Raw genomic sequence first — 18778 nt, 5'->3', positions numbered from 1 at the left:
TCAGTGCCTGCTGCGAGAGTTAGGACATGAAGCAGTTCGGGGAAAGGCAAGCGGAGACAACGGCTACCGTGTCTCTTCGTGCCATCTCCCGAGGTGTGGCTCAGCCTGGCACTATCAGTGGCGATCTGCTTGGTCAGTTGCGGGCCCTGGAGGAGATGAAGTCGGCCATCACCGGATTGCAAGCGCAGATTGCTGTGGCTTTTGATCTAGCGCAGCGAGCCGAGCAAGCCGAGGCCGGCATCCCTGCGGCGGAGCGTGGCAAGGGCGTGGGTGCGCAGGTGGCTTTGGCGCGGCGGGAATCACCGAACCGTGGCTCCAGGTTGTTGGGGCTTGCCAAAGCTCTAGTCACGGAGATGCCCCGCACTTTGGCTGCGTTGAGTTCCGGGCAGCTTAGCGAATGGCGGGCCACACTGCTCGTGAAAGAAACAGCCTGCCTCAGTGTTGAAGACCGAGCCGCGGTGGATGAAGAGCTCGCTCCCGACACCGGTACTTTCGAGGGTGCAGGAGACAAAGCCATCATCGCCGCCGCGAAGGCCGCCGCATACCGTCGTGATCCGAGGTCGGTGGCCCCCAACTCTTTGGGTAAACTGAAGTTCGCCGAGGTGTAATATCTAATCTTTGAGAGTTTCGGCTAGATAATCACAACAGGCTGGCGGGACCGGGCCACGCAAATTCCATTCTTGACCACATAGCATTCGACGTAATGGTTACCGGCATAGAGCGTACTTTCCTTTTTCCGTCTCTGACCAGAGTCCCTGGTAATCTCGCCTCGCAGGGACTGCTTCCGTTCGGCTTCTAAGCCCGAGTTGCGAACTTTCCAATACACATCGTAATGCCCCGTCACGCTGGTCCCTTCGACTTCAAAATGAAGATCACGTTGCTTGGGAACAAGCCCCGCACCTGCCCGTAGAGCACGACGTTGAACGCGATTGAGTTCGCGCGGCGGGGATACATCACACCTGACGCTCACTGTGTCTGTTAGCTGGACAGGGAACATTTCCTCAATGAACCGTTCTTTAGGCGCACGGCGGCTGGTTGAGCTCTTGACCGCCGCACTGGCGGACACAGGGGCTGCGGTCACCACTGATTCGGGAAACGCTGGTCCGAACACCCTACGCCAAGCAGCAATGCTATCGCCGACCGTTGAGGCGTCAAACGCTTCTCGGATCTTCGGGGCCAACTTATGAATGCTGTCGCGGAAAGCAGCGAATTGGCTGTCGGTCCAGCGGTGGTTAAAAGACGTCGCCGGGCAGCTTGGGTCGGCAAGATGTGGTTTTGTCCACTGTGCCTGTAACCACCGGTCCAAGTCTTCAACCAGATGAAGGAGGGTGGTAGGCACATCTTTGTAGTAGTCGCCGTCAAGGTCGCGCCAGCTGTCCACGATATTTCCAACCATTGTTGTCAGTAGGACTGACTTCAGCTTGAACGCATCCTGATGATCTCTGAGGTATTTAAGGAGGCGTATGGCCTTGCGAAGGTTCCGGTTGGTTAGCCGGTCTTTTTCCTGAATCCATTCGGAGAAGCCGACAGGATTCGTGTCCTCAAACTGGTTGGTATTCCGGTTGACGATGACCTGCCGGCCATTCGCCATCACAACGTATGTGATGATGTCGATGTGGCAGTCGTTAGCGTACGTCACCCGGACGCAGCGGTCCTTCTTTGAGCTCATGCCTCCGTAGATTGCGTGATCAGACAGCGCGGTGTAGACAGCATTTGCGTAGCTGCGAGGGTTCTCATTCCAGGCTTCATCCTCGCTGAGTTGAACGAGGAAGTCTGCATCGAACTCAAAGCCAGCAGCTGGACGGATGATCGTTTGGTGGGCCCACGAGCCCTGCGGGACCGTGTCAAGGACGCGACCGTCCAAGGAACCTGCCGCCTTGAGCGCCTCTGTGATACGGACGACCCTAGTGTCGAGGTCGCCCAGCCGACTCGCGTTTAGGTTCACAGTATCGGTCAACATCTTGCCGAAATACTGGGTCAGTTTCATTATTTCCCAACTTGGATGGCGGGGACGTAGTCGCCGCTCGGCGTGCGGTCATAGAGCTGAATTGATGGATATACATCGCGTGAGAGAACCCGCCCGAACTCCACAGCGGAGGACAAGGGCATAGCTGCGAACACATGGAGGAGACGGATGTGCTTATGGCCCCGGCCCTCCATCTCGGCGAGCATCCGCCTGCAAGCATCGCTGAAGGCGTCTAGTGCCGCCGGCCCTGTCAGGACATCCGGGTGTGCAAGCTGGTCGACAGCAAGCTCAAACACCGGGAGGTCGTGAACGCCGGGCGGCAACTCCTCCCGGTTAATAGTGCCGCTGACGTTGATCACGAGAGTTGCTTCGCTGCTGGCAGGCTCTGGGTCTGGCGCGCTGACGGCAAACGTGGCGCTACCGTCCACTTCAGGCCATTTCCAGTCCCCGGTGCTCCGGTGCTTCTGGTAGACATCGACCGGGACCTGGTCACCCAATTGAGCCCCAAGATAGACCAAGAGCGGCAGGCGGGCGAAAGCGAAGATGCTCAAATGGATGATGTCATCGCTGGCGACCGCCTCCGCCACCTTGATCTTAACCGCCCTGTCGATCAATTGGCATGCCGCCGCATAATACTCCGGCGACGGGCCTTCTTCGCCGGGTAAACCGCGCAGGTCTATCTCGAGCATGTTCCGCGTGGACAAATCGAACCTAGGCATTCGTCCGGCACTAGCCATCACCGCAGTCGCCACAGCGTCCCGGCCAACCTCGGCTGGGCTTCCGCGCAGCCAACCCACCATCCGAATTGGAGTGGTCCGGTTGTACTCACCGAAACTCGTCGCTAGAAAAACCTGGTCCTCATGCTTCCGCTTCAATGCACGAAGAAACGGAACCGTAAAAGCATCCCTTGAACCCCATTTGTCGATCTCGCTGTGCTCGTCATCGCAGATAAGCATCAGGTTATCTGCGTTGTCGCGCTCTTCATCCGTCAACATCTCGTCCAGGCCCCTAGGCGACTTCGCACTCGCCTTCTGACCGACGATGTGGGCTGCCTGACCGAACGTCAGTTCCCTGTAGGCCAACTGGCCTTCAAGAAGATGCCGGCGGCAGATCTGACAGCGGCCACCAGACCTGACCCACAGCTTCAACCGCTCTGGACCAGGAATTTTGCGCTCCGCCATCTACTAACCTCCGGTTATTCTGATGATTAATTAACTTCAATGAGCCGGACCGCAGCACACGAGGCAGTTGCCTGGCCAGCATGACCGACATTGAAGACCAAGAGCTAGACAACATCATGCCCAGCCTTGACGCATCGTTCCTAAAGCCAGCCGAGGAACCAGTATCCAGACCACCGCGGCCCAGGGTCGCATTTTCTTATCGTTGAACCAGACAAAAAACAAAGTCGGCTGGTTCAACTCGAATGGAACAGATTCAAGTAGACAGAGACCCGGGCAACTGAAACGGGAACAAGGGTCAACTAGTTTGGAATCTCACACCGACTCGCACCACCGCACGCAAAGGACTCTTGCGCCGGCGATGTATGGCGGCCTTAGAACTCCCAGTCCTCGTCCTCCGTGTTCACGGCCTTGCCGATCACGTAGGAGGATCCGGAGCCGGAGAAGAAGTCGTGATTCTCGTCGGCGTTCGGGGACAGGGCGGAGAGGATGGCCGGATTCACGTCGGTGACGGACGCCGGGAACATGGCCTCGTAGCCCAGGTTCATGAGCGCCTTGTTGGCGTTGTAGTGCAGGAACTTCTTGACGTCCTCGGCCAGGCCGACTCCGTCGTAGAGGTCATGCGTGTACTGGACTTCGTTTTCGTACAGCTCGAAGAGGAGTTCGAACGTGTAGTCCTTGATCTCCTGTTTGCGGGCCTCGGAAACCTTCTCCAGGCCCTTCTGGAACTTGTAACCGATGTAGTAACCGTGCACAGCCTCGTCGCGGATAATGAGGCGGATGAGGTCGGCCGTGTTCGTGAGCTTGGCACGTGAGGACCAGTACATGGGCAGGTAGAAGCCCGAGTAGAACAGGAAGCTTTCCAGCAGCGTGGAAGCAACCTTGCGCTTCAGGGGGTCGTCACCCTGGTAGTAGTCCATGACGATCTGGGCCTTCTTCTGCAGGTTCTCGTTTTCGAGTGACCAGCGGAAGGCGTCGTCAATCTCCTTGGTGGAGCACAGGGTGGAGAAGATGGACGAGTAGGACTTGGCGTGCACCGATTCCATGAAGGCGATGTTGGTGTACACAGCTTCTTCATGCGGGGTGATGGCATCCGGAATCAGTGAGACTGCCCCGACGGTGCCCTGGATGGTGTCCAGTAGGGTCAGGCCCGTGAAGACCCGCATGGTCAGCTGCTGCTCTTCCGGGGTCAGCGTGTGCCACGACTGGACGTCGTTGGACAGCGGCACCTTCTCCGGCAGCCAGAAGTTGTTGACCAGTCGGTTCCAGACTTCCACGTCCTTATCGTCCTGGATCTTGTTCCAGTTGATGGCCTCGACGTGTGTCAGCAGCTTCACTTTCTCAGTCATTTGTCGTTTCACTTTCTCGCATGAGCTTCGCTTGCGCTGCATCGTCGATGCAATGCTGGCAGGTTGGGTTCACAACACCCTTGTTCGTGTGATGTCTGGTGTGCGCGTTACGTCGGCTGGATGGCATTGGCTTGCCTTTCCTGACAGCAGACATCTTCGCACGAGTTTCGGCACTGGCCTTCTTACCGAAGTTGGGATTGCCGATTCCTGATCTGGCCTCAGAGAGCGCTTTGCGTGCTTCCTCGGTCATCGAGCGGCCAAAGCTCGGATGGTCCGGACCAAACTTTCTGAAGTTTGGGTTGGCCTCCCCGACTATTGAACCCTTGCGCTCCAGTGACCATTTGGTCCGCTGCTCCAAGCTATGCTTGCCGCCGTAGAACGGGTTATTCTCCCCCGGCCGACTCAAGCCTTTTCTGCCTGTGGAACGCAAGCGTGCTGCCTCCCGCTGCTCTTCGGTCCATTGAACGCCAGTGGGACCGAGGCCTCCTTCGGATAGGTTGAGGAGCCGGTCGCCGTCAAGCCTCAGATGTCTGATCCAGTCCCTCTCCGCTTGGCCAAGTTCCTCAAGATCCCAAGAAACATCCAGTTGCTCAATCAAAAGGGATTCCCGGTTTTGCTTTCGCAGCCAATCGTAGAAGGGCGTCTTGCGGCCACTTCGCGCTACCTTTAGGTGCTGGGAGAATCGACGGGAAATTGGCTTCGTCGTGATGCCGACATAGCGGTACTCACGTTCGTTCCGGAGGCGGACGCCATAAACGGAGCCAATCTCCGCCGTCGAATCTTCCAACTGGATCTATCCCCTTAGAGCATGCAGCTGACGCAGTTTTCAACCTCCGTGCCCTCCAGCGCGAGCTGGCGGAGACGGATGTAGTAGAGGGTCTTGATGCCCTTGCGCCATGCGTAGATCTGCGCCTTGTTGATGTCACGCGTGGTGGCGGTGTCCTTGAAGAACAGCGTCAGGGACAGGCCCTGGTCCACGTGCTGCGTGGCAGCGGCGTAGGTGTCGATGATCTTCTCGTAGCCGATTTCGTAGGCATCCTGGTAGTACTCCAGGTTGTCGTTGGTCAGGTACGGAGCCGGGTAGTAGACGCGGCCGATCTTGCCTTCCTTGCGGATTTCGATCTTGGCGGCCACCGGGTGGATCGACGAGGTGGAGTTGTTGATGTAGCTGATGGAACCGGTCGGCGGGACGGCCTGGAGGTTCTGGTTGTAGATACCGTGCTCCATGACAGAAGCCTTCAGCTCGCGCCAGTCATCCTGGGTGGGGATGTGGTGACCGGCGAAGAGCTCGCGAACGCGCTCGGTCTCCGGAGTCCACTCCTGCTCGGTGTACTTGTCGAAGAACTCGCCGCTGGCGTATGTGGACTTCTCGAAGCCGCCGAACTTCTGGCCGGTCTCGATGGCCAGGCGGTTGGAAGCGCGCAGAGCGTGGAACAGCACCGTGTAGAAGTAGATGTTGGTGAAGTCCAGGCCCTCTTCGGATCCGTAGTGGACGCGCTCACGGGCAAGGTAGCCGTGCAGGTTCATCTGGCCAAGGCCAATCGCGTGGCTCTGGGCGTTGCCCTGCGCGATGGACGGCACCGAGTTGATGTAGGACATATCCGACACAGCGCTCAGGGCGCGGATGGACGTCTCGATGGAGAGACCGAAGTCCGGCGAATCCATGGTCTTGGCGATGTTCATGGAACCGAGGTTGCAGGAGATGTCCTTGCCCACGGTCTCGTAGCTGAGGTCCTCGGCGTAGATGGACGGGGAGGAAACCTGCAGGATCTCCGAGCAGAGGTTGCTCATGGTGATCTTGCCGTCGATCGGGTTGGCCCGGTTTACGGTGTCCTCGAACATGATGTACGGGTAGCCGGACTCGAACTGGATCTCCGCGAGGGTCTGGAAGAACTCGCGGGCGCTGATCTTGGTCTTCTTGATCCGGGAATCATCGACCATCTCGTAGTACTTCTCGGTCACCGAGATATCGGAGAACGGAACGCCATAGACCTTCTCGACGTCGTACGGCGAGAAGAGGTACATGTCCTCGTTCTTCTTGGCGAGCTCGAACGTGATGTCCGGGACCACAACACCCAGGGAAAGGGTCTTGATACGGATCTTCTCGTCGGCGTTCTCGCGCTTGGTGTCCAGGAAGCGGTGGATGTCCGGGTGGTGTGCGTGCAGGTAGACGGCACCTGCACCCTGGCGGGCACCGAGCTGGTTGGCGTAGGAGAAGCTGTCTTCGAGGAGCTTCATGACGGGGATGACGCCGGAGGACTGGTTCTCGATCTGCTTGATCGGGGCACCGTGCTCGCGGATGTTGGTGAGCGAGAGCGCTACACCGCCGCCACGCTTGGAGAGCTGAAGTGCGGAGTTGATGGCGCGGGCGATCGACTCCATGTTGTCTTCGATCCGGAGCAGGAAGCAGGAGACGAGCTCGCCACGCTGGGCCTTGCCGGCGTTGAGGAACGTGGGGGTGGCAGGCTGGAAACGGCCGTCGATGATTTCGTCGACGAGGCGGTTGGCGAGGTCTTCGTTGCCGCGGGCAAGGTGCAGGGCGACCATGCAGACGCGGTCTTCGTAGCGCTCAAGGAAACGCTTGCCGTCAAAAGTCTTGAGCGTGTAGGACGTGTAGAACTTGAAGGCGCCCAGGAAGGTCTCGAAACGGAACTTCTTCTTGTACGCGCGGTTGAAGAGGTCGCGGATGAAGTTCATCGTGTACTGGTCAAGCGTCTCGCGCTCGTAATACTGGTTCTTCACCAGGTAGTCGAGCTTCTCTTCCAGGTCGTGGAAGAAGACGGTGTTGTTGTTCACATGCTGCAGGAAGTACTGATGCGCAGCTTCACGGTCGGCTTCAAACTGGATCTCACCGTTGGGGCCATACAGGTTCAGCATGGCGTTGAGTTCGTGATAGCCGAGGCCCTTGTAAGCCTCAGGCAGCGGCTTCTTGGCCGTGTCCACAGCGCCCCCGGTTACTTCTGTTTCTGCGACAGTTGTGTCCAAAACTTTTCCAGCCCTTCGTTGACCCGTTGGACGTCTTCTGGCGTCCCCATGAGTTCAAATTTGTAAAGATGCGGCACTTTGCACTTGACGGAGATGATGTCTCCCGCTGCGCAATAGTTGTCCGCGAAGTTTGTGTTCCCCGCTCCGATAACACCCCGGATCAGCTTCCTGTTCCCGGGATCGTTCAGAAACCTGATGACCTGTTTCGGCACCGAACCTTCGCCGTTGGTGCCCCCGTAAGTGGGCAGCACAAGAACGAAAGGCTCAAGGGCCTGGAGCGGGGCGTCCTGGGCGTACAGCGGGATGCGTGCAGCATCCCTGCCCAGTTTCTGGACGAATCTTTTGGTGTTCTCAGAGGTGGAGGAAAAGTAGATGAGGTGACTCCTCGTGGTCACAGCTTCCGTCGCCTTGCGTACGGTGGCCGCTGCCAGCGGTGCCATGGGAGTCACCTCAACTACATAGGAATTCTTGGTGTGTGGTGGCGAAAGTCAGGCCACGGAGGAAACGGCCTGGGCCAGCTCCTCGATCTTGTCCGGGCGGAATCCAGACCAGTGGTCCTGCTCGGTCACGACGACGGGAGCCTGCATGTAACCCAGTGCCTTGAGGCGCTCAAGGGCCTCGGCATCCTGGGAGATGTCGACACTCTGGTAGGCAATGCCCTTCTTATCGAGTGCCCGGTAGGTTGCGTTGCACTGAACACAGGCCGGCTTCGTGTAAACCGTTACGGTCATGATCCCTGTCCCCTAAGTTGAAGTCTGATTCTCTTCGTATCTGGCGGGCTCAACCGGAACTGATTACTGAATCCGATACCGGCCCGCGGGCTGCCGTGACAGCCAACACGCTCTGATTTTGTCTTGTGCTGGTTTCCCGCTCAATCCGTAAATCGATACTACATGTAGTGCAACCGCCGAACTGGAACCCCAAGATGATGTATTACAAGTATGTCATTCAATCCACCGCTCGTCCACAGGGCAGGGGGTTCAAAATGTCCGGGATTCCGCCAAAATGAGAGATGTCATCCACACCCTGTGGACTACTTAGCCACATTTAATCTTCAGCGTGTCGCGTGGATACGGCGTGTCGTGACACTTTGAAAATGTGGCGTGGCGAACAGCTAAAATCGGCTGATGGTCAACCTCCTCCACCTCCGCACGCTCATGGAGGTGACCCGCCTTGGCTCGTTCGCCGCCGCCGCTGCACAGCTTGGCTACACCGCCTCTGCAGTCTCCCAACAGATGGCCGCGCTGGAACGTGATACCGGCGTCGAACTCTTCCAGCGGTCGGCGCGCAGTGTGGTCCCCACCGAGGCGGCGCTGACCATGACACGGCACGCTTCCAAGGTCCTCACGGATGTTGAGGCCCTGATGGCCGCCGCGTCCAGGACCAACGACTCCCCCGCGCAGGAACTCAGGTTGGGCATCTTTCCCAGCCTCGCCACCTATGTCCTGCCGGACATCCTGCGGAACGACCGCTGGAACGGTTTGGGCATTGAGTTAAAGGTCTCAGTGGCAGAACCGGCACAAACCATCCAAGGGCTGCGCAGCGGCGGCGAACTGGATGTGGCGCTGGTCTACCAGGTGGGGCAGTCCGGGCTGGCGTGGCCCCACTCGCTTGAACGGCAGTGGATCGGCGACGACGACTTCCGCGTTGTCCTGCCCGCGTCGTGGAAGATCCGCGAAGATGCCGAAATCGAGGCGGCCCACCTTTCCGACATGCCGTGGATTGTCCACCACCCTGGCACCAGCGATGCCTTGGTCATTGAGCGCCTGTTCGCCAGCTGCAACCTGCACCCTCGTGTGGTGGCCTACAGTGACGACTTCCATGCCAGCCTCGAGATGACCGCAGCCGGCCTTGGTGCTTCGCTGGTCCCGGAACTGGCCCTGCGGAACCGGCCGTCCGGCGTCGTGGTCCTGGACGTCCCGGACATCAGGCTGGCCCGCAATGTGTTCGCCCTGCTCATCAACGAAAAGCGCACCGCGCAGGTGCAATTGTTCACCCAACTGCTGGCCGACACGCTCAGGGACTCCTCCGGAAGAAGCGGCCTGCACCCCCTGAAAACCGCGCCCGTCAAGGGCTCACAGCGGCGCAAGTGAAATATTCGCAATTGCTGGAACCCGCCGGTGGTTGGGGTTAGATTGATCACATGGGCAAGCTAGCGAGCAAACATTTTGGGGAAGTCGAGCTCAACCACGGCAGTGAACATTGCTTCGTTGCCAAGCATGAACTCGGCGGCAATCCGCTGGAACTTGACCTCAACGTCACTGCCCACGACCACTTCGACGAAGCCGCTATGCGCAAAGTGGACTACCGCCTGCGCTTCCTGCCCGAGCTGGTGGACCAGGTCCGGGAGATGATCGCCGATGAACTCGACCAGGACGGTACCAACCCCCAACAGTTCCTGCATTTCCACAGCTCACAACTCAAAGAAGAGCAGCTGGAGTCCGTTTTCGGTGTCCGGGACAAGGGCCAGCTCACCAACGATGTCTTCCTGAATGCCCTCAAACTGGGGCACGTGGCCATCTACCCGGGGCAACCCGAGCGATACTTCGTGCTGGATTTCACCCTCGGCTCGCACTTCACCGACGAACTCCTGGTGGTCGCCGCCGATGAGGACGGCGTGGTGGACGACGAAATCCTGTGGGAGTAGCGCGCCATTAAACGCCGACGGCGGTCGATCACCATGGCCTGTCAACTCCAGACCCATTATCGGGACCCCGCAGGTATTCGTCGCGCTGCTGGCCTTCGGAACGCTCCTTTTGCGCCTGCTGCGCGCTGTCCCTCAGATCCTTTAGTTTCCCGGCCTGCGGCTCGGTTGCTTTGTCCGGGGCGGTCGGTGCATCGCCGGCCTTCCCGTCCGTGCCCTGGATCTTGCCCGCGAGCCGTGACGCAGCCGAGTCCAATGTTGATCCTTCCCCGTCGGCATTGGCCGACCCCGCTTCGCGGCACTTCTCCGGAGCAGCGTTCGCGGCATCCAACGCTTCCTTGAACAACCGGGCTGCCGTGCCCCTGTCCGCCGCCGCGTCGCCCAGCTTCTCGATACTCAGGACCAGATTGACGCGGACCTTACATTCATCGTCACCGGTCCCCGCATGTAACGCGGCCTCGAAATCGGTTCGGGCTGCCGCGAACTCCCCCGCCAGCACGTGGGCATCACCGGAGGCGAAGGGCGCCTTATACGGCTCCACCATGTTGGCTACGCCAAGCCACGATGCTGCCCGCGCCAGTTCGTCGTGCTGTCCGTTCCGGAACAACTCCCCCGCAGCACTGCCCAGCAGGCCGACGCTGAGGAGTTTCGCAGCGACCGCGAGGACCAGGAGGACTGGAAGAGCTGACCAGATCACCAGCCGGAGACGCCGGCGTTGTGCCGTTCGGAGGCTCACAGGTCCGGCTCCTTCCGCAGGGGCCGGCGCAGGTTGGCGAGCTCAAAGGAATGTCGCAGGGGTTCGTGCATTGCCAGGAGGAACGCCGCCAGGGCAAACAGCCAGTAAAGCTCCACCCGGCCGGGACCGTCGCCTGCGGTGGTGGTCAGCTTTCCCAGCTGGACGCCACGGAGAATGTCGGAGGTCGGCTCTGCGCCCGTCCGGTGGGCGTAAGGGACGTGGAGCTGGTCCGCGATGCGCCCGAGCTGTGCTTCGTCAATACGCGACACAGCATCCTTCGCCTCGTTGGAACCCTTGTCTTTGACATACCCGGCGCCGCCGTCAGCCGATTCCCTCATCCGGCCACCTTCGCCGGTACCGTAGCCCAGGACTGCTCCCCCGGCAACGTTGGTGGCATCCATGGGCGTCGGCGTCTCTGCACTGGTGTTTTCTCCGTCGCCGGCGTAAAAGACCAGCGCAGGGCGACCCGGATGTTGCTTTTGGGCGGCGTCGAGCCTGTCCTTCAAGAGGTTGGCCGCAATGGTGACGCTGCTGCCCGACGCGTAGCGTGCCCTCTGCGGTTGAAGCGTGGCCATGGCGGTCTGCAGTGCCGTGGCGTCCTGTGTGAGCGGCATGCGGACTGTGGCTTTGCTGTCAAAGGTGATCAGTGAAAATTTGGCTCCCGCAAGTTCCCGCGCGACGGCCGTCACGTCCTGTTTGACCCCGGCCAAACGCGTTTCGGTGCCGTGATGATCCTCTGCAGCCATGCTGGTGCTGGTATCCACCACGAAGAAGACATCGATCTCGGACGAAGCGCTGACGGACTGCCCGCCCATAAGCCCCGGCCGCATTGCGGCGATGAGAAGAAGCACGACGGCGGCACTGCGCAGGGCGGCAGGCCGCACCTTGCCGTGGGGCCGGGTCCCCTGCCGCGGGATCAGGGTCCAGGCAGTCAGGACGAGGATGCCGAAGCCGGCCACCACAAGGACCGGCCACGGCAGAATCGGTTCGAAGGTCATGGTTCAAGCCGCCATCCGAGGACCAGCATTCCTGCACCGGCCAGCAGGGCAATCCCCAGTGGCCACGCAGGTGTGTCCGTGACGATTGCCTGCGGGGCGGCGCGGTAGCTGGTGGCTTCCGTTGCCTGCACATCGCGGACTATGCCTGGGACCGCTTCGGGGCTGTCCAGTTTGTAGTAGGAGCCTCCAGTCCGCTCGGCAGCGGCCCGCAGTTGAGCCCCGGGCTGGTCGGTTCGGCCACCGTAGTCCACGTCCCCGGGGTTAAGGGCGTGCACCTTGACATTCTTGGTCGCCGCCAGCGCCACGGCCTCGTCCAGGGTGAAGATCGGCTCCCCGGAGAGGAAGTTGTCCGTTGCCAGCACCACTGACCGCGAACGCTTCGCTGTCCCTTGTTCCCCGCTGGGGTGCGTGTCTGGGAAGCTTTGGACGCAGGAAGCCAGTCCGTCTCCGATCAGGGAGGAGCCTTCGCCGTTCCAGGTGCCGTCGAAGAACGATCCGGCCCCGTCGTCGAGTGCTTCCTTGGCGAGCTTGAGCTGTTCTGCCGCGTATTCGTAGTCGTCGGTCAACGGGAACACGTGAACGCTGCTGCTGTCGAAGATGACCATGCCTATCCGTTCGCCGTCGAATTCCTTGGCCAGCTCCTGAAAGACGCCGGCGATGGCTGCGTCCGTGCCGGTCATGGACCCGGAAACGTCCAGGCAGAGCACAATGTCCCTGTTGCGGATTTCCGGCTGCTCGGTGGTCCGTTGGGTGGGTCGGGCGGCGGCTGTAGCGGTGGCGGCCAGGAATACTGCTCCCAACAGGACTGCGAGCGCCAAGCGCAGACGGTGCCGGCGCAGGGCCTGCTGGTACTCGGGGAGCCCGGTGAGCCTCTCGCCGTAGGCTACGGTACGGGTGGGTCTGGGTTTACGGCGACGGTGCAGCCATGCGGCGAAAACCACCGTGATTGCTGTGAGGGGAAGGATCCACCAGTAGCTCAGTTCCATTCGAGCACCACCTGGCGGGCTGCGACTGCGGATTGGCTGACGGTTTGGACGGGCATGGGGGCGAATTCGTTGGGGTAGATCCGTGCGATCCCGGTTGCGAGGTCTGCCAACCCGTGGCCGCGCAGTTCTTCGAGCGTCATGGAGGTGATGGGCAGCCCCGTGGCGCGTCCGGCGAACTCGCGGACCAGGAAGCTCAGCCTTTGGTGGGCCTCACGTTCGGGCAGGCGACCGGCGTCGGCGTCCGATGCCGTGGCCTGGATGGCGGCCAGGCAGGTGTTGCGCAATGTGTCCAGCGTCGGGCGGGCTAAGGCATCCAAGCGGGCGGCCTTTTCCGGGCGGGCAGGCCAGAACAACCAGGCGTACCAGGCTGCGACGAGGAGTACCAGCATCAACCCCAGCCACAGCCAGAGCTGCTGGTAGTGCAGTGGCTCGTAGAAGCCGGAGTCATCCTGCACTGGTGCCACCTTTGCCGCGCTTTGCAGTGGTTGCGGCCCGGGAGCGGTGTTTTTCGAGGAGCGTGAAGATTGCGGTCAGGACGTCCTCACTTCCACCGGTGTGTTCTTCGGCGATACCGAGGCGTCGGAAAGTATCGCGCCGCCGCCGCGTCCGTTCCACGGTGGCGGTGGCGTACGCGGCCTGCACCTTGCTGTCCATGGCCAGGGGTGACGGGATTGCTTCGGCGGTCCGGACGTCCGTGCTGTCCTTTGCGACGCTGCCCGGAGTTGGTGCCAACTCCGCGTCCTGGATGGTGAGCCAGAGGACTTCGTGCCGGGCCCGGAGTCGGCGCAGCATCGCCTCTGTATGGTCATCAGGCAGGAACTCGTCGGCGACCACCACAATCAGCAGCCGTCCCTTCAGGTATCGCAGCACATAATCGAGTTGCTTGGCGATTTTCCCATGGGGACTCTCCAGGGTTATCTGTGAATCGATGTCCCGTAGGAGGCGTTCCAGGTGTTCCTCTCCTGTGCGCGGGGGGACGTAGAGGGAGGCGGCTTCGTTGCCGTGCAGCAGGCCCACATCGTCACCATGGCGACATGCCAGATACCCCATGACCCCCGCGGCGTGAACGGCGATGTCCTTTTTACCTTCACCCGAGGAAGCCTCCGCGGCCATGTTCCGTCCCGTGTCCACCAGGAGCAGCACCGAATGGCGCCGCACAGCCACGTAGCGCTTGACCAGCGGTGATCCGTGCCTGGCGGTGGCCTTCCAATCGATGTCCCTGACTTCATCTCCCGGGACATAGGCTCGCAGTTCATCAAAGTCCAGGCTTCGGCCCTTGAAGACGGAACCGTACTCGCCGTCCAGCAACGTGAGGGTGCGGCGATGGGCGAAGATGAACATCCTGGATTTCACGCGGCGGAGAAGGCTCGGCAATGGCTTGTCCGTTACGGCGTCTGCACCGAAGCCAGGACGGCATCGATGACGGTTTCCACGGAGATCCCCTCAACGACGGCATCGAATCCGAGAATGATGCGGTGGCGCAGGATGCGGTGTGCAAGGTTCTTGACGTCTTCCGGGATGACGTGGTCGCGGCCGTTGAGCAGGGCAAGGGCCCTTGCCGCTTGGCTGAAGGCAATGCTTGCCCGTGGACTGGCACCGAACTCAACCAGGCCGGCAAGTTGGGGTTCGAGGTACTGGCTTGCGTTGCGGGTGACGTAGGCCAACCCCACGATGTACCTGACAATGGCCGGATCGATGTAAACCCTGCGCACCAGCTCCTGAACCTGGAGCACTGCATCCAACGATGCTGCGGCAGGCGGCTTCAAATCCGGGTTGAACACTCCGGCATCGATCCGCCGGATCACCTCTGCTTCCTCGGCCGGGCTTGGATAGTCCAACACATCCTTGAGCATGAACCTGTCCATCTGGGCCTCGGGGAGGCGGTAGGTCCCTTCCTGCTCAATGGGGTTCTGCGTTGCCAGTACCAGGAACGGCTTGGGCAGCGGATAGGACTCCCCGCCAATGGATGTCTGCCGTTCCTGCATGGCTTCCAACATGGCACTCTGGGTCTTAGCGCTGGACCTGTTGATTTCGTCAAGCAAAACGATGTTGGCGTGGACCGGGCCGAGCTGGGTAACGAACGTCCCCTTCGCAGCGTCGAAGATCTGCGTACCGGCGATGTCGCTGGGAAGAAGGTCCGGTGTGCACTGGATCCGGCGGAACTCTGCGCTGACCGATTCGGCAATGGCTTGGGCCGCCGTCGTTTTCGCCAGGCCCGGAACGCTCTCGAGAAGCACGTGACCGCCAGTCAAAAGACCAAGGACCAAGGTCTCGCGCAGCCGGGTTTGGCCCACCACCTTATTTTCGAAACTGCGGACAATGCTACCCACGAGCTGCTGGGCACGGGCCATGTCCGGGGCGTCAATACCGGCCGTGGCTGTGGTCTGTTGCACTCGTGCTCTCCTTGCTGGCGTTGTTTGGCCACTCTATCCAAGTCGGGGTCCAAAAAAGCCGCAATGGGTAGCCCTCCCCATGCGGACGCCGCGGGTCTATCCTTTTGCCATGCATCAGCTACCAGCCGCCTACCAGAACTACCTAGCGAGCCAAACCCAGCACGTTGTGGACGCCGTCCGCCCTGTCCTGCTGCAGTCAGCGGCGGATCAACGCCACGGCGTCAGGATCACCTACAACACTGGTCCCACAGGCCATCAAGCCCACTTGGACGAGTCGATACCTTACGGCGAAATCGTCGAGGACATCGACTGATCCCGTCCGCGCTAACCCTTCATGGCGCCGGACAGGGCAAACGAGTTCCCCATGCCCCGGGACACCAGAGCATAAAGGACCAACACCGGAACTGAATACAGGATCGAGAAAGCCGCCAACTGCCCGTAGGCTATGGCGCCGTGCTGGCCAAAGAAACTGAAGATCGACACCGAGGCAGGTTGCTTCCCCGTGGACAGCAGCAGGATGAAGGGGACGAAGAAGTTTCCCCATGCCTGGATGAACACGAAGATCAACACCACGCCCAGGCCCTGCCCCATCAGCGGCAGCACGATGGTGCGAAGCGCCACCAGATTCGATGCACCGTCGATCCAGGCAGCCTCCTCGAGTTCCAAGGGCACGGAGTCCATGAAGTTCTTGGTCATCCAGATCGCCATGGGCAAGGTGGTGGTGGCCATGAAGAAGATGGTTGCAGCCATGGAATCCAGCAGTTGCAGCTGGACGAACAGACCGTAGACCGGAACCATGATGGCAGTCACGGGCAGGGAGGTACCGAACAGGACCGTGTACAGGAAAGGCTTGTTGAAGCGCGACTGGTACCTGGACAACGGGTACGCTGCCAGCACGGCAGCCAACAGGTTCACTATTGCCGTGCCGGCCGAGAGCAGGAAACTGTTGGCCAGGGGCCTGAACAGCAGCTCCGGGGTCAGCACGGCACGGAAATTATCCAACGACGGCGCTTCGGGCATCTTGGCCTGGTAGCTGGCTTGGGGATCGACGGCGGCAAGCACCAGCCACAGCAATGGCACCACGAAACACACCCCAACGAGGACCAAAGCGGCATTCGCACCCAGCTTTGCCCGACGGCGTGAGCCGGTTCCCGGCGTCGTATGCTGTGTCCGCGATGGCACCTCCGTCCGGCTCATGCGCGCCTGTCCCGCAGGAGCTGCACATACACCGCGCCAAAAACCATGCCCAACACGATCAGCACGGACGCCACCGCCGTTCCGTAGCCGATGTCACCGAACTTGAAAGCCTCCTGGTAGGCCAGCACGGGCAAGGTGGTACTGGCGTTCGCTGGTCCCCCTGCGGTCATCACCCAGATCAGGGTGAAGACGGCGAGGGTCTGCAGAGTGATGAGCATGAGGTTGGTCGCTATGCTGCTCCGGATCAGCGGAAGCGTGATGAACGCCAGGCGCTGCCAACCCCGAGCCCCGTCCATCAGGGCTGCCTCGGAGACATCCCGGGGAACGTCAGCCAGCGCTGCCCGGTACACCAGCATGGAGAAGGCTGTGCCGCGCCAGGTATTTGCAAGGATGATCGCCACCATGGGGAAGGAATACAGCCAGTCCGCGCCCGGGATGCCCATGCCGCCAAGGATCTGGTTCAGCGTCCCGTCCCGGTTGAAGTAGGCGTATGCGGCGAAGGCGGCAACGATCTCCGGCAGCACCCACGCCGCAACCACTGCCGTTCCCACCCAGGACGACACGGCCTTGCTTGAACGGGTCATCAGCAGTGCTATCAGCAGGCCCAGACCGCTCTGGCCAAGCACGGCAGATGCCATGACGAAAACCACCGTCAGCCAGGCAGCCAAGGGAAAGGAGTCATCGCCAGCCATCCGGACATAGTTGTCCATGCCCACCCATTGGGGGTCCCTGGCTCCTTTCCCGGACAAGGCAGCGTTGGTGAAGGACGCGTAGAACGACCACACCACCGGGGCCAGGAGGAACACCGTCAACAGCACAATCGACGGGGCCACTGGCAGGAGCCGCAGGAAGCGGCGGACCGTCATTTCTCCAAAACCTTGTCCTCCCCTACCAGCTTCCGTAGGGCGGCGTCGTAGTCGGCTGAGGCGTCCTCGGGACTCTTCTTGCCGGTGATCACGGCTTCCGTGGCTTCCTGCACGGCGGTGGAGATCCTCGGGTAGTCAGTGGTCGCAGGCCGGTAGTGTGTCACTTTCACCAGGTCCGAGACATCCTTCACGAACGGGTTGGCAGCCAGGTACCCTGGGTCGGCCGCAACATCTGTCCGGACAGCGATCTGGGAATTGTTGATGTCGTAGGACAAAGCGTTCTTCTTATTCAGGACCGTAGTGAGGAATGAGAAGGACAGGTCGGGATTCTTGCTTTTCGCACCCAAGGCCAGGGTCCACCCGCCCGACATGCTCACCCCGCCGGGTTCCTGCCCCTTTTGAGTGGGAAACATCGCAACGCCCATGTCCTGTTCGTAGCCGGGCCATTCGTACGCTCCGCCTTTCTGCCAGAACGACGGCGCGTAGGAGCCTTCCACTGTGGCGCCCAGCTTGCCTTTCGGGAACCATTCACCGAAGACCTTTTTCCACACATTCGCGTCCAGGGCCTCGGCCGGGCTGACAGCCAGCTTCTCGTCATACAGCGTTTTCAGGAAGGCCAACGAGTCAGTGAATCCCTGTGAACCGACCACCCATTTTTTCTCGTGCTCGTCGTACAGGGTGCTGTCCGTGCCGTACAGCAGTTCGTAGAACCCCTGCATGACTGTGCCCTCGCCGGTTGCCTTTCCGGCGTAGAGGTTGAACGGGATGGCCTCAGGGTCCGCGGCTTTGATGGCGCGGGCTGCGGCCAGGATCTCCTCCCAGGTTTTGGGTTGCCATGGCACGGGTATCCCGGCCTTCCGCAAGACGGCTTTGTTGTACCAGATGGCACGTGTGTCGGTGCCGAGCGGTACAGCGTAGACAGCGCCGTCGTCGGCTCGTCCGGCTTCCTTGGCTGCTTCGTCGAACGCGGGCCAGTCGCTCCATTTTTCGAGGTAGCTGTCCAGCTTGAGGAGGTAACCGGCGTCGACGTCCGAACGGACCTTGAAGGTGTCTTCGTAGAAGACGTCGGGAGCCGTGTCGGTGGAACGCTGCGTCAGGGCCAGCTTGGTCCCGTAATCGTCGTCATTGGCCTGAATGGGCTGGAGATCAACAGTCACCCCGGAATGGGCGGCTTCGAATTCCTTCTTGGCATCCTGCATGACCGCGTCCAGCGCCGTGAAGGAATCCGTCTTTTGGTACACGATCTTCAGGGTCTTGTTCTCCGCTGCATCAGGGGAGGGTGAGCACGACGTCGTCGCCGCAAGGATGGCAGCGACAGAGAACATGGCGGCAGATCGGTATATGGCAGTTCTTACCCGGAAGGTCTTTATTCGGCTGCCCATGAGGCTCCAATCGGTCGAAAGGTGGCTGCAAGCCAGCACTTCATCGTGACACCTATGCGAGGTGGCCCAGCCTTACGGCTATTCAGTTGTCCCTGCCT

At 60.6% G+C, this 18778-nt stretch carries 19 protein-coding genes and 1 pseudogene; 4 read left to right on the top strand and 16 right to left on the bottom strand.

The annotated features are described in order from the left end of the window. Positions 1–26 precede the first annotated feature (26 nt). Positions 27–569, top strand: a pseudogene (locus NEK97_RS00500) (HNH endonuclease); the annotation flags it as partial. A 62-nt stretch (positions 570–631) separates the two neighbouring features. Here the strand turns inward: NEK97_RS00500 and NEK97_RS00495 are convergent. From NEK97_RS00495 to nrdH, 7 genes are all read right to left on the bottom strand, one after another. After that, a complete protein-coding gene (locus NEK97_RS00495; protein ID WP_257367958.1) occupies positions 632–1987 on the bottom strand; it encodes a cyclic GMP-AMP synthase DncV-like nucleotidyltransferase in 1356 nt (451 codons plus the stop codon). Beyond that, the gene (locus NEK97_RS00490; RefSeq protein WP_257367957.1) at positions 1987–3147 is read right to left on the bottom strand and encodes an SAVED domain-containing protein; all 1161 of its coding nucleotides are present in this window, start codon (positions 3145–3147) and stop codon (positions 1987–1989) included. The genes NEK97_RS00495 and NEK97_RS00490 overlap by 1 nt, the downstream gene beginning before the upstream one ends. A 371-nt stretch (positions 3148–3518) precedes the next feature. Continuing rightward, complete coding sequence (gene nrdF, locus NEK97_RS00485) at positions 3519–4493, bottom strand: class 1b ribonucleoside-diphosphate reductase subunit beta (protein ID WP_166840537.1); 975 nt, start codon at positions 4491–4493, stop codon at positions 3519–3521. Continuing rightward, positions 4486–5280 carry an NUMOD3 domain-containing DNA-binding protein gene (locus NEK97_RS00480; protein WP_257367956.1) on the bottom strand — a complete coding sequence of 265 codons (795 nt, stop codon included), beginning with the start codon at positions 5278–5280 and terminating at the stop codon, positions 4486–4488. The genes nrdF and NEK97_RS00480 overlap by 8 nt, the downstream gene beginning before the upstream one ends. Before the next feature lie 14 nt (positions 5281–5294). Next, positions 5295–7436 (bottom strand): class 1b ribonucleoside-diphosphate reductase subunit alpha, encoded by a 2142-nt coding sequence (gene nrdE, locus NEK97_RS00475; protein ID WP_257368427.1) that lies wholly within the window; start codon positions 7434–7436, stop codon positions 5295–5297. Between the two features lie 11 nt (positions 7437–7447). Continuing rightward, on the bottom strand, positions 7448–7918 hold the full coding sequence (gene nrdI / locus NEK97_RS00470) for a class Ib ribonucleoside-diphosphate reductase assembly flavoprotein NrdI (protein ID WP_257367955.1): 471 nt from the start codon (positions 7916–7918) through the stop codon (positions 7448–7450). 48 nt (positions 7919–7966) lie between these two features. Then, positions 7967–8209 carry a glutaredoxin-like protein NrdH gene (gene nrdH, locus NEK97_RS00465; protein ID WP_011775022.1) on the bottom strand — a complete coding sequence of 81 codons (243 nt, stop codon included), beginning with the start codon at positions 8207–8209 and terminating at the stop codon, positions 7967–7969. Positions 8210–8605: 396 nt separating this feature from the next. Here nrdH and NEK97_RS00460 point away from each other — a divergent pair, with 396 nt between their 5' ends. Beyond that, entirely contained in the window at positions 8606–9571 is a 966-nt protein-coding gene (locus tag NEK97_RS00460; protein ID WP_235520839.1) for a LysR family transcriptional regulator, read from the top strand. A gap of 50 nt (positions 9572–9621) precedes the next feature. Further along, the gene (locus NEK97_RS00455) at positions 9622–10125 is read left to right on the top strand and encodes a DUF2004 domain-containing protein (RefSeq protein ID WP_211712244.1); all 504 of its coding nucleotides are present in this window, start codon (positions 9622–9624) and stop codon (positions 10123–10125) included. Between the two features lie 28 nt (positions 10126–10153). Here NEK97_RS00455 and NEK97_RS00450 read toward each other — a convergent pair whose 3' ends face one another. From NEK97_RS00450 to NEK97_RS00425, 6 genes are read right to left on the bottom strand one after another with little or no spacing between them, the layout of a single operon-like run. After that, a complete protein-coding gene (locus NEK97_RS00450) occupies positions 10154–10858 on the bottom strand; it encodes a hypothetical protein (protein ID WP_257367954.1) in 705 nt (234 codons plus the stop codon). Then, positions 10855–11856 carry a VWA domain-containing protein gene (locus NEK97_RS00445; protein ID WP_257367953.1) on the bottom strand — a complete coding sequence of 334 codons (1002 nt, stop codon included), beginning with the start codon at positions 11854–11856 and terminating at the stop codon, positions 10855–10857. The genes NEK97_RS00450 and NEK97_RS00445 overlap by 4 nt, the downstream gene beginning before the upstream one ends. Next, on the bottom strand, positions 11853–12842 hold the full coding sequence (locus NEK97_RS00440) for a VWA domain-containing protein (RefSeq protein WP_257367952.1): 990 nt from the start codon (positions 12840–12842) through the stop codon (positions 11853–11855). The genes NEK97_RS00445 and NEK97_RS00440 overlap by 4 nt, the downstream gene beginning before the upstream one ends. Continuing rightward, positions 12833–13297 (bottom strand): hypothetical protein, encoded by a 465-nt coding sequence (locus NEK97_RS00435; protein WP_257367951.1) that lies wholly within the window; start codon positions 13295–13297, stop codon positions 12833–12835. The genes NEK97_RS00440 and NEK97_RS00435 overlap by 10 nt, the downstream gene beginning before the upstream one ends. Next, entirely contained in the window at positions 13287–14216 is a 930-nt protein-coding gene (locus NEK97_RS00430) for a DUF58 domain-containing protein (RefSeq protein ID WP_257367950.1), read from the bottom strand. The genes NEK97_RS00435 and NEK97_RS00430 overlap by 11 nt, the downstream gene beginning before the upstream one ends. An 11-nt stretch (positions 14217–14227) precedes the next feature. Then, complete coding sequence (locus NEK97_RS00425) at positions 14228–15235, bottom strand: MoxR family ATPase (protein WP_257367949.1); 1008 nt, start codon at positions 15233–15235, stop codon at positions 14228–14230. A gap of 109 nt (positions 15236–15344) precedes the next feature. On the opposite strand from NEK97_RS00425, the gene NEK97_RS00420 reads away from it, so the two are divergent. Next, positions 15345–15548, top strand: a complete 204-nt coding sequence (locus NEK97_RS00420; protein ID WP_374111492.1) for a hypothetical protein — start codon at positions 15345–15347, stop codon at positions 15546–15548. An 11-nt stretch (positions 15549–15559) separates the two neighbouring features. Here the strand turns inward: NEK97_RS00420 and NEK97_RS00415 are convergent, their stop codons facing one another. From NEK97_RS00415 to NEK97_RS00405, 3 genes are read right to left on the bottom strand one after another with little or no spacing between them, the layout of a single operon-like run. Beyond that, on the bottom strand, positions 15560–16432 hold the full coding sequence (locus NEK97_RS00415; RefSeq protein ID WP_257367947.1) for a carbohydrate ABC transporter permease: 873 nt from the start codon (positions 16430–16432) through the stop codon (positions 15560–15562). Then, the gene (locus NEK97_RS00410; RefSeq protein ID WP_257367946.1) at positions 16429–17298 is read right to left on the bottom strand and encodes a carbohydrate ABC transporter permease; all 870 of its coding nucleotides are present in this window, start codon (positions 17296–17298) and stop codon (positions 16429–16431) included. The genes NEK97_RS00415 and NEK97_RS00410 overlap by 4 nt, the downstream gene beginning before the upstream one ends. Beyond that, positions 17295–18623, bottom strand: a complete 1329-nt coding sequence (locus NEK97_RS00405) for an extracellular solute-binding protein (protein ID WP_257367945.1) — start codon at positions 18621–18623, stop codon at positions 17295–17297. The genes NEK97_RS00410 and NEK97_RS00405 overlap by 4 nt, the downstream gene beginning before the upstream one ends. Between the last annotated feature and the right edge of the window lie 155 nt (positions 18624–18778).

The organism is Paenarthrobacter sp. UW852, from assembly GCF_024608385.1.
Taxonomy (GTDB): Bacteria; Actinomycetota; Actinomycetes; order Actinomycetales; family Micrococcaceae; genus Arthrobacter.
This window is presented reverse-complemented; position numbering and strand designations above follow the sequence as displayed.

Bases quoted from the DNA above. Each gene is read 5' to 3' on its own strand.
- NEK97_RS00495 (WP_257367958.1), bottom strand. From the start codon at position 1,987: ATGAAACTGACCCAGTATTTCGGCAAGATGTTGACCGATACTGTGAAC.
- NEK97_RS00490 (WP_257367957.1), bottom strand. From the start codon at position 3,147: ATGGCGGAGCGCAAAATTCCTGGTCCAGAGCGGTTGAAGCTGTGGGTC.
- nrdF (WP_166840537.1), bottom strand. From the start codon at position 4,493: ATGACTGAGAAAGTGAAGCTGCTGACACACGTCGAGGCCATCAACTGG.
- nrdI (WP_257367955.1), bottom strand. From the start codon at position 7,918: ATGGCACCGCTGGCAGCGGCCACCGTACGCAAGGCGACGGAAGCTGTG.
- nrdH (WP_011775022.1), bottom strand. From the start codon at position 8,209: ATGACCGTAACGGTTTACACGAAGCCGGCCTGTGTTCAGTGCAACGCA.
- NEK97_RS00460 (WP_235520839.1), top strand. From the start codon at position 8,606: ATGGTCAACCTCCTCCACCTCCGCACGCTCATGGAGGTGACCCGCCTT.
- NEK97_RS00455 (WP_211712244.1), top strand. From the start codon at position 9,622: ATGGGCAAGCTAGCGAGCAAACATTTTGGGGAAGTCGAGCTCAACCAC.
- NEK97_RS00445 (WP_257367953.1), bottom strand. From the start codon at position 11,856: ATGACCTTCGAACCGATTCTGCCGTGGCCGGTCCTTGTGGTGGCCGGC.
- NEK97_RS00440 (WP_257367952.1), bottom strand. From the start codon at position 12,842: ATGGAACTGAGCTACTGGTGGATCCTTCCCCTCACAGCAATCACGGTG.
- NEK97_RS00420 (WP_374111492.1), top strand. From the start codon at position 15,345: ATGCATCAGCTACCAGCCGCCTACCAGAACTACCTAGCGAGCCAAACC.
- NEK97_RS00415 (WP_257367947.1), bottom strand. From the start codon at position 16,432: ATGAGCCGGACGGAGGTGCCATCGCGGACACAGCATACGACGCCGGGA.
- NEK97_RS00410 (WP_257367946.1), bottom strand. From the start codon at position 17,298: ATGACGGTCCGCCGCTTCCTGCGGCTCCTGCCAGTGGCCCCGTCGATT.
- NEK97_RS00405 (WP_257367945.1), bottom strand. From the start codon at position 18,623: ATGTTCTCTGTCGCTGCCATCCTTGCGGCGACGACGTCGTGCTCACCC.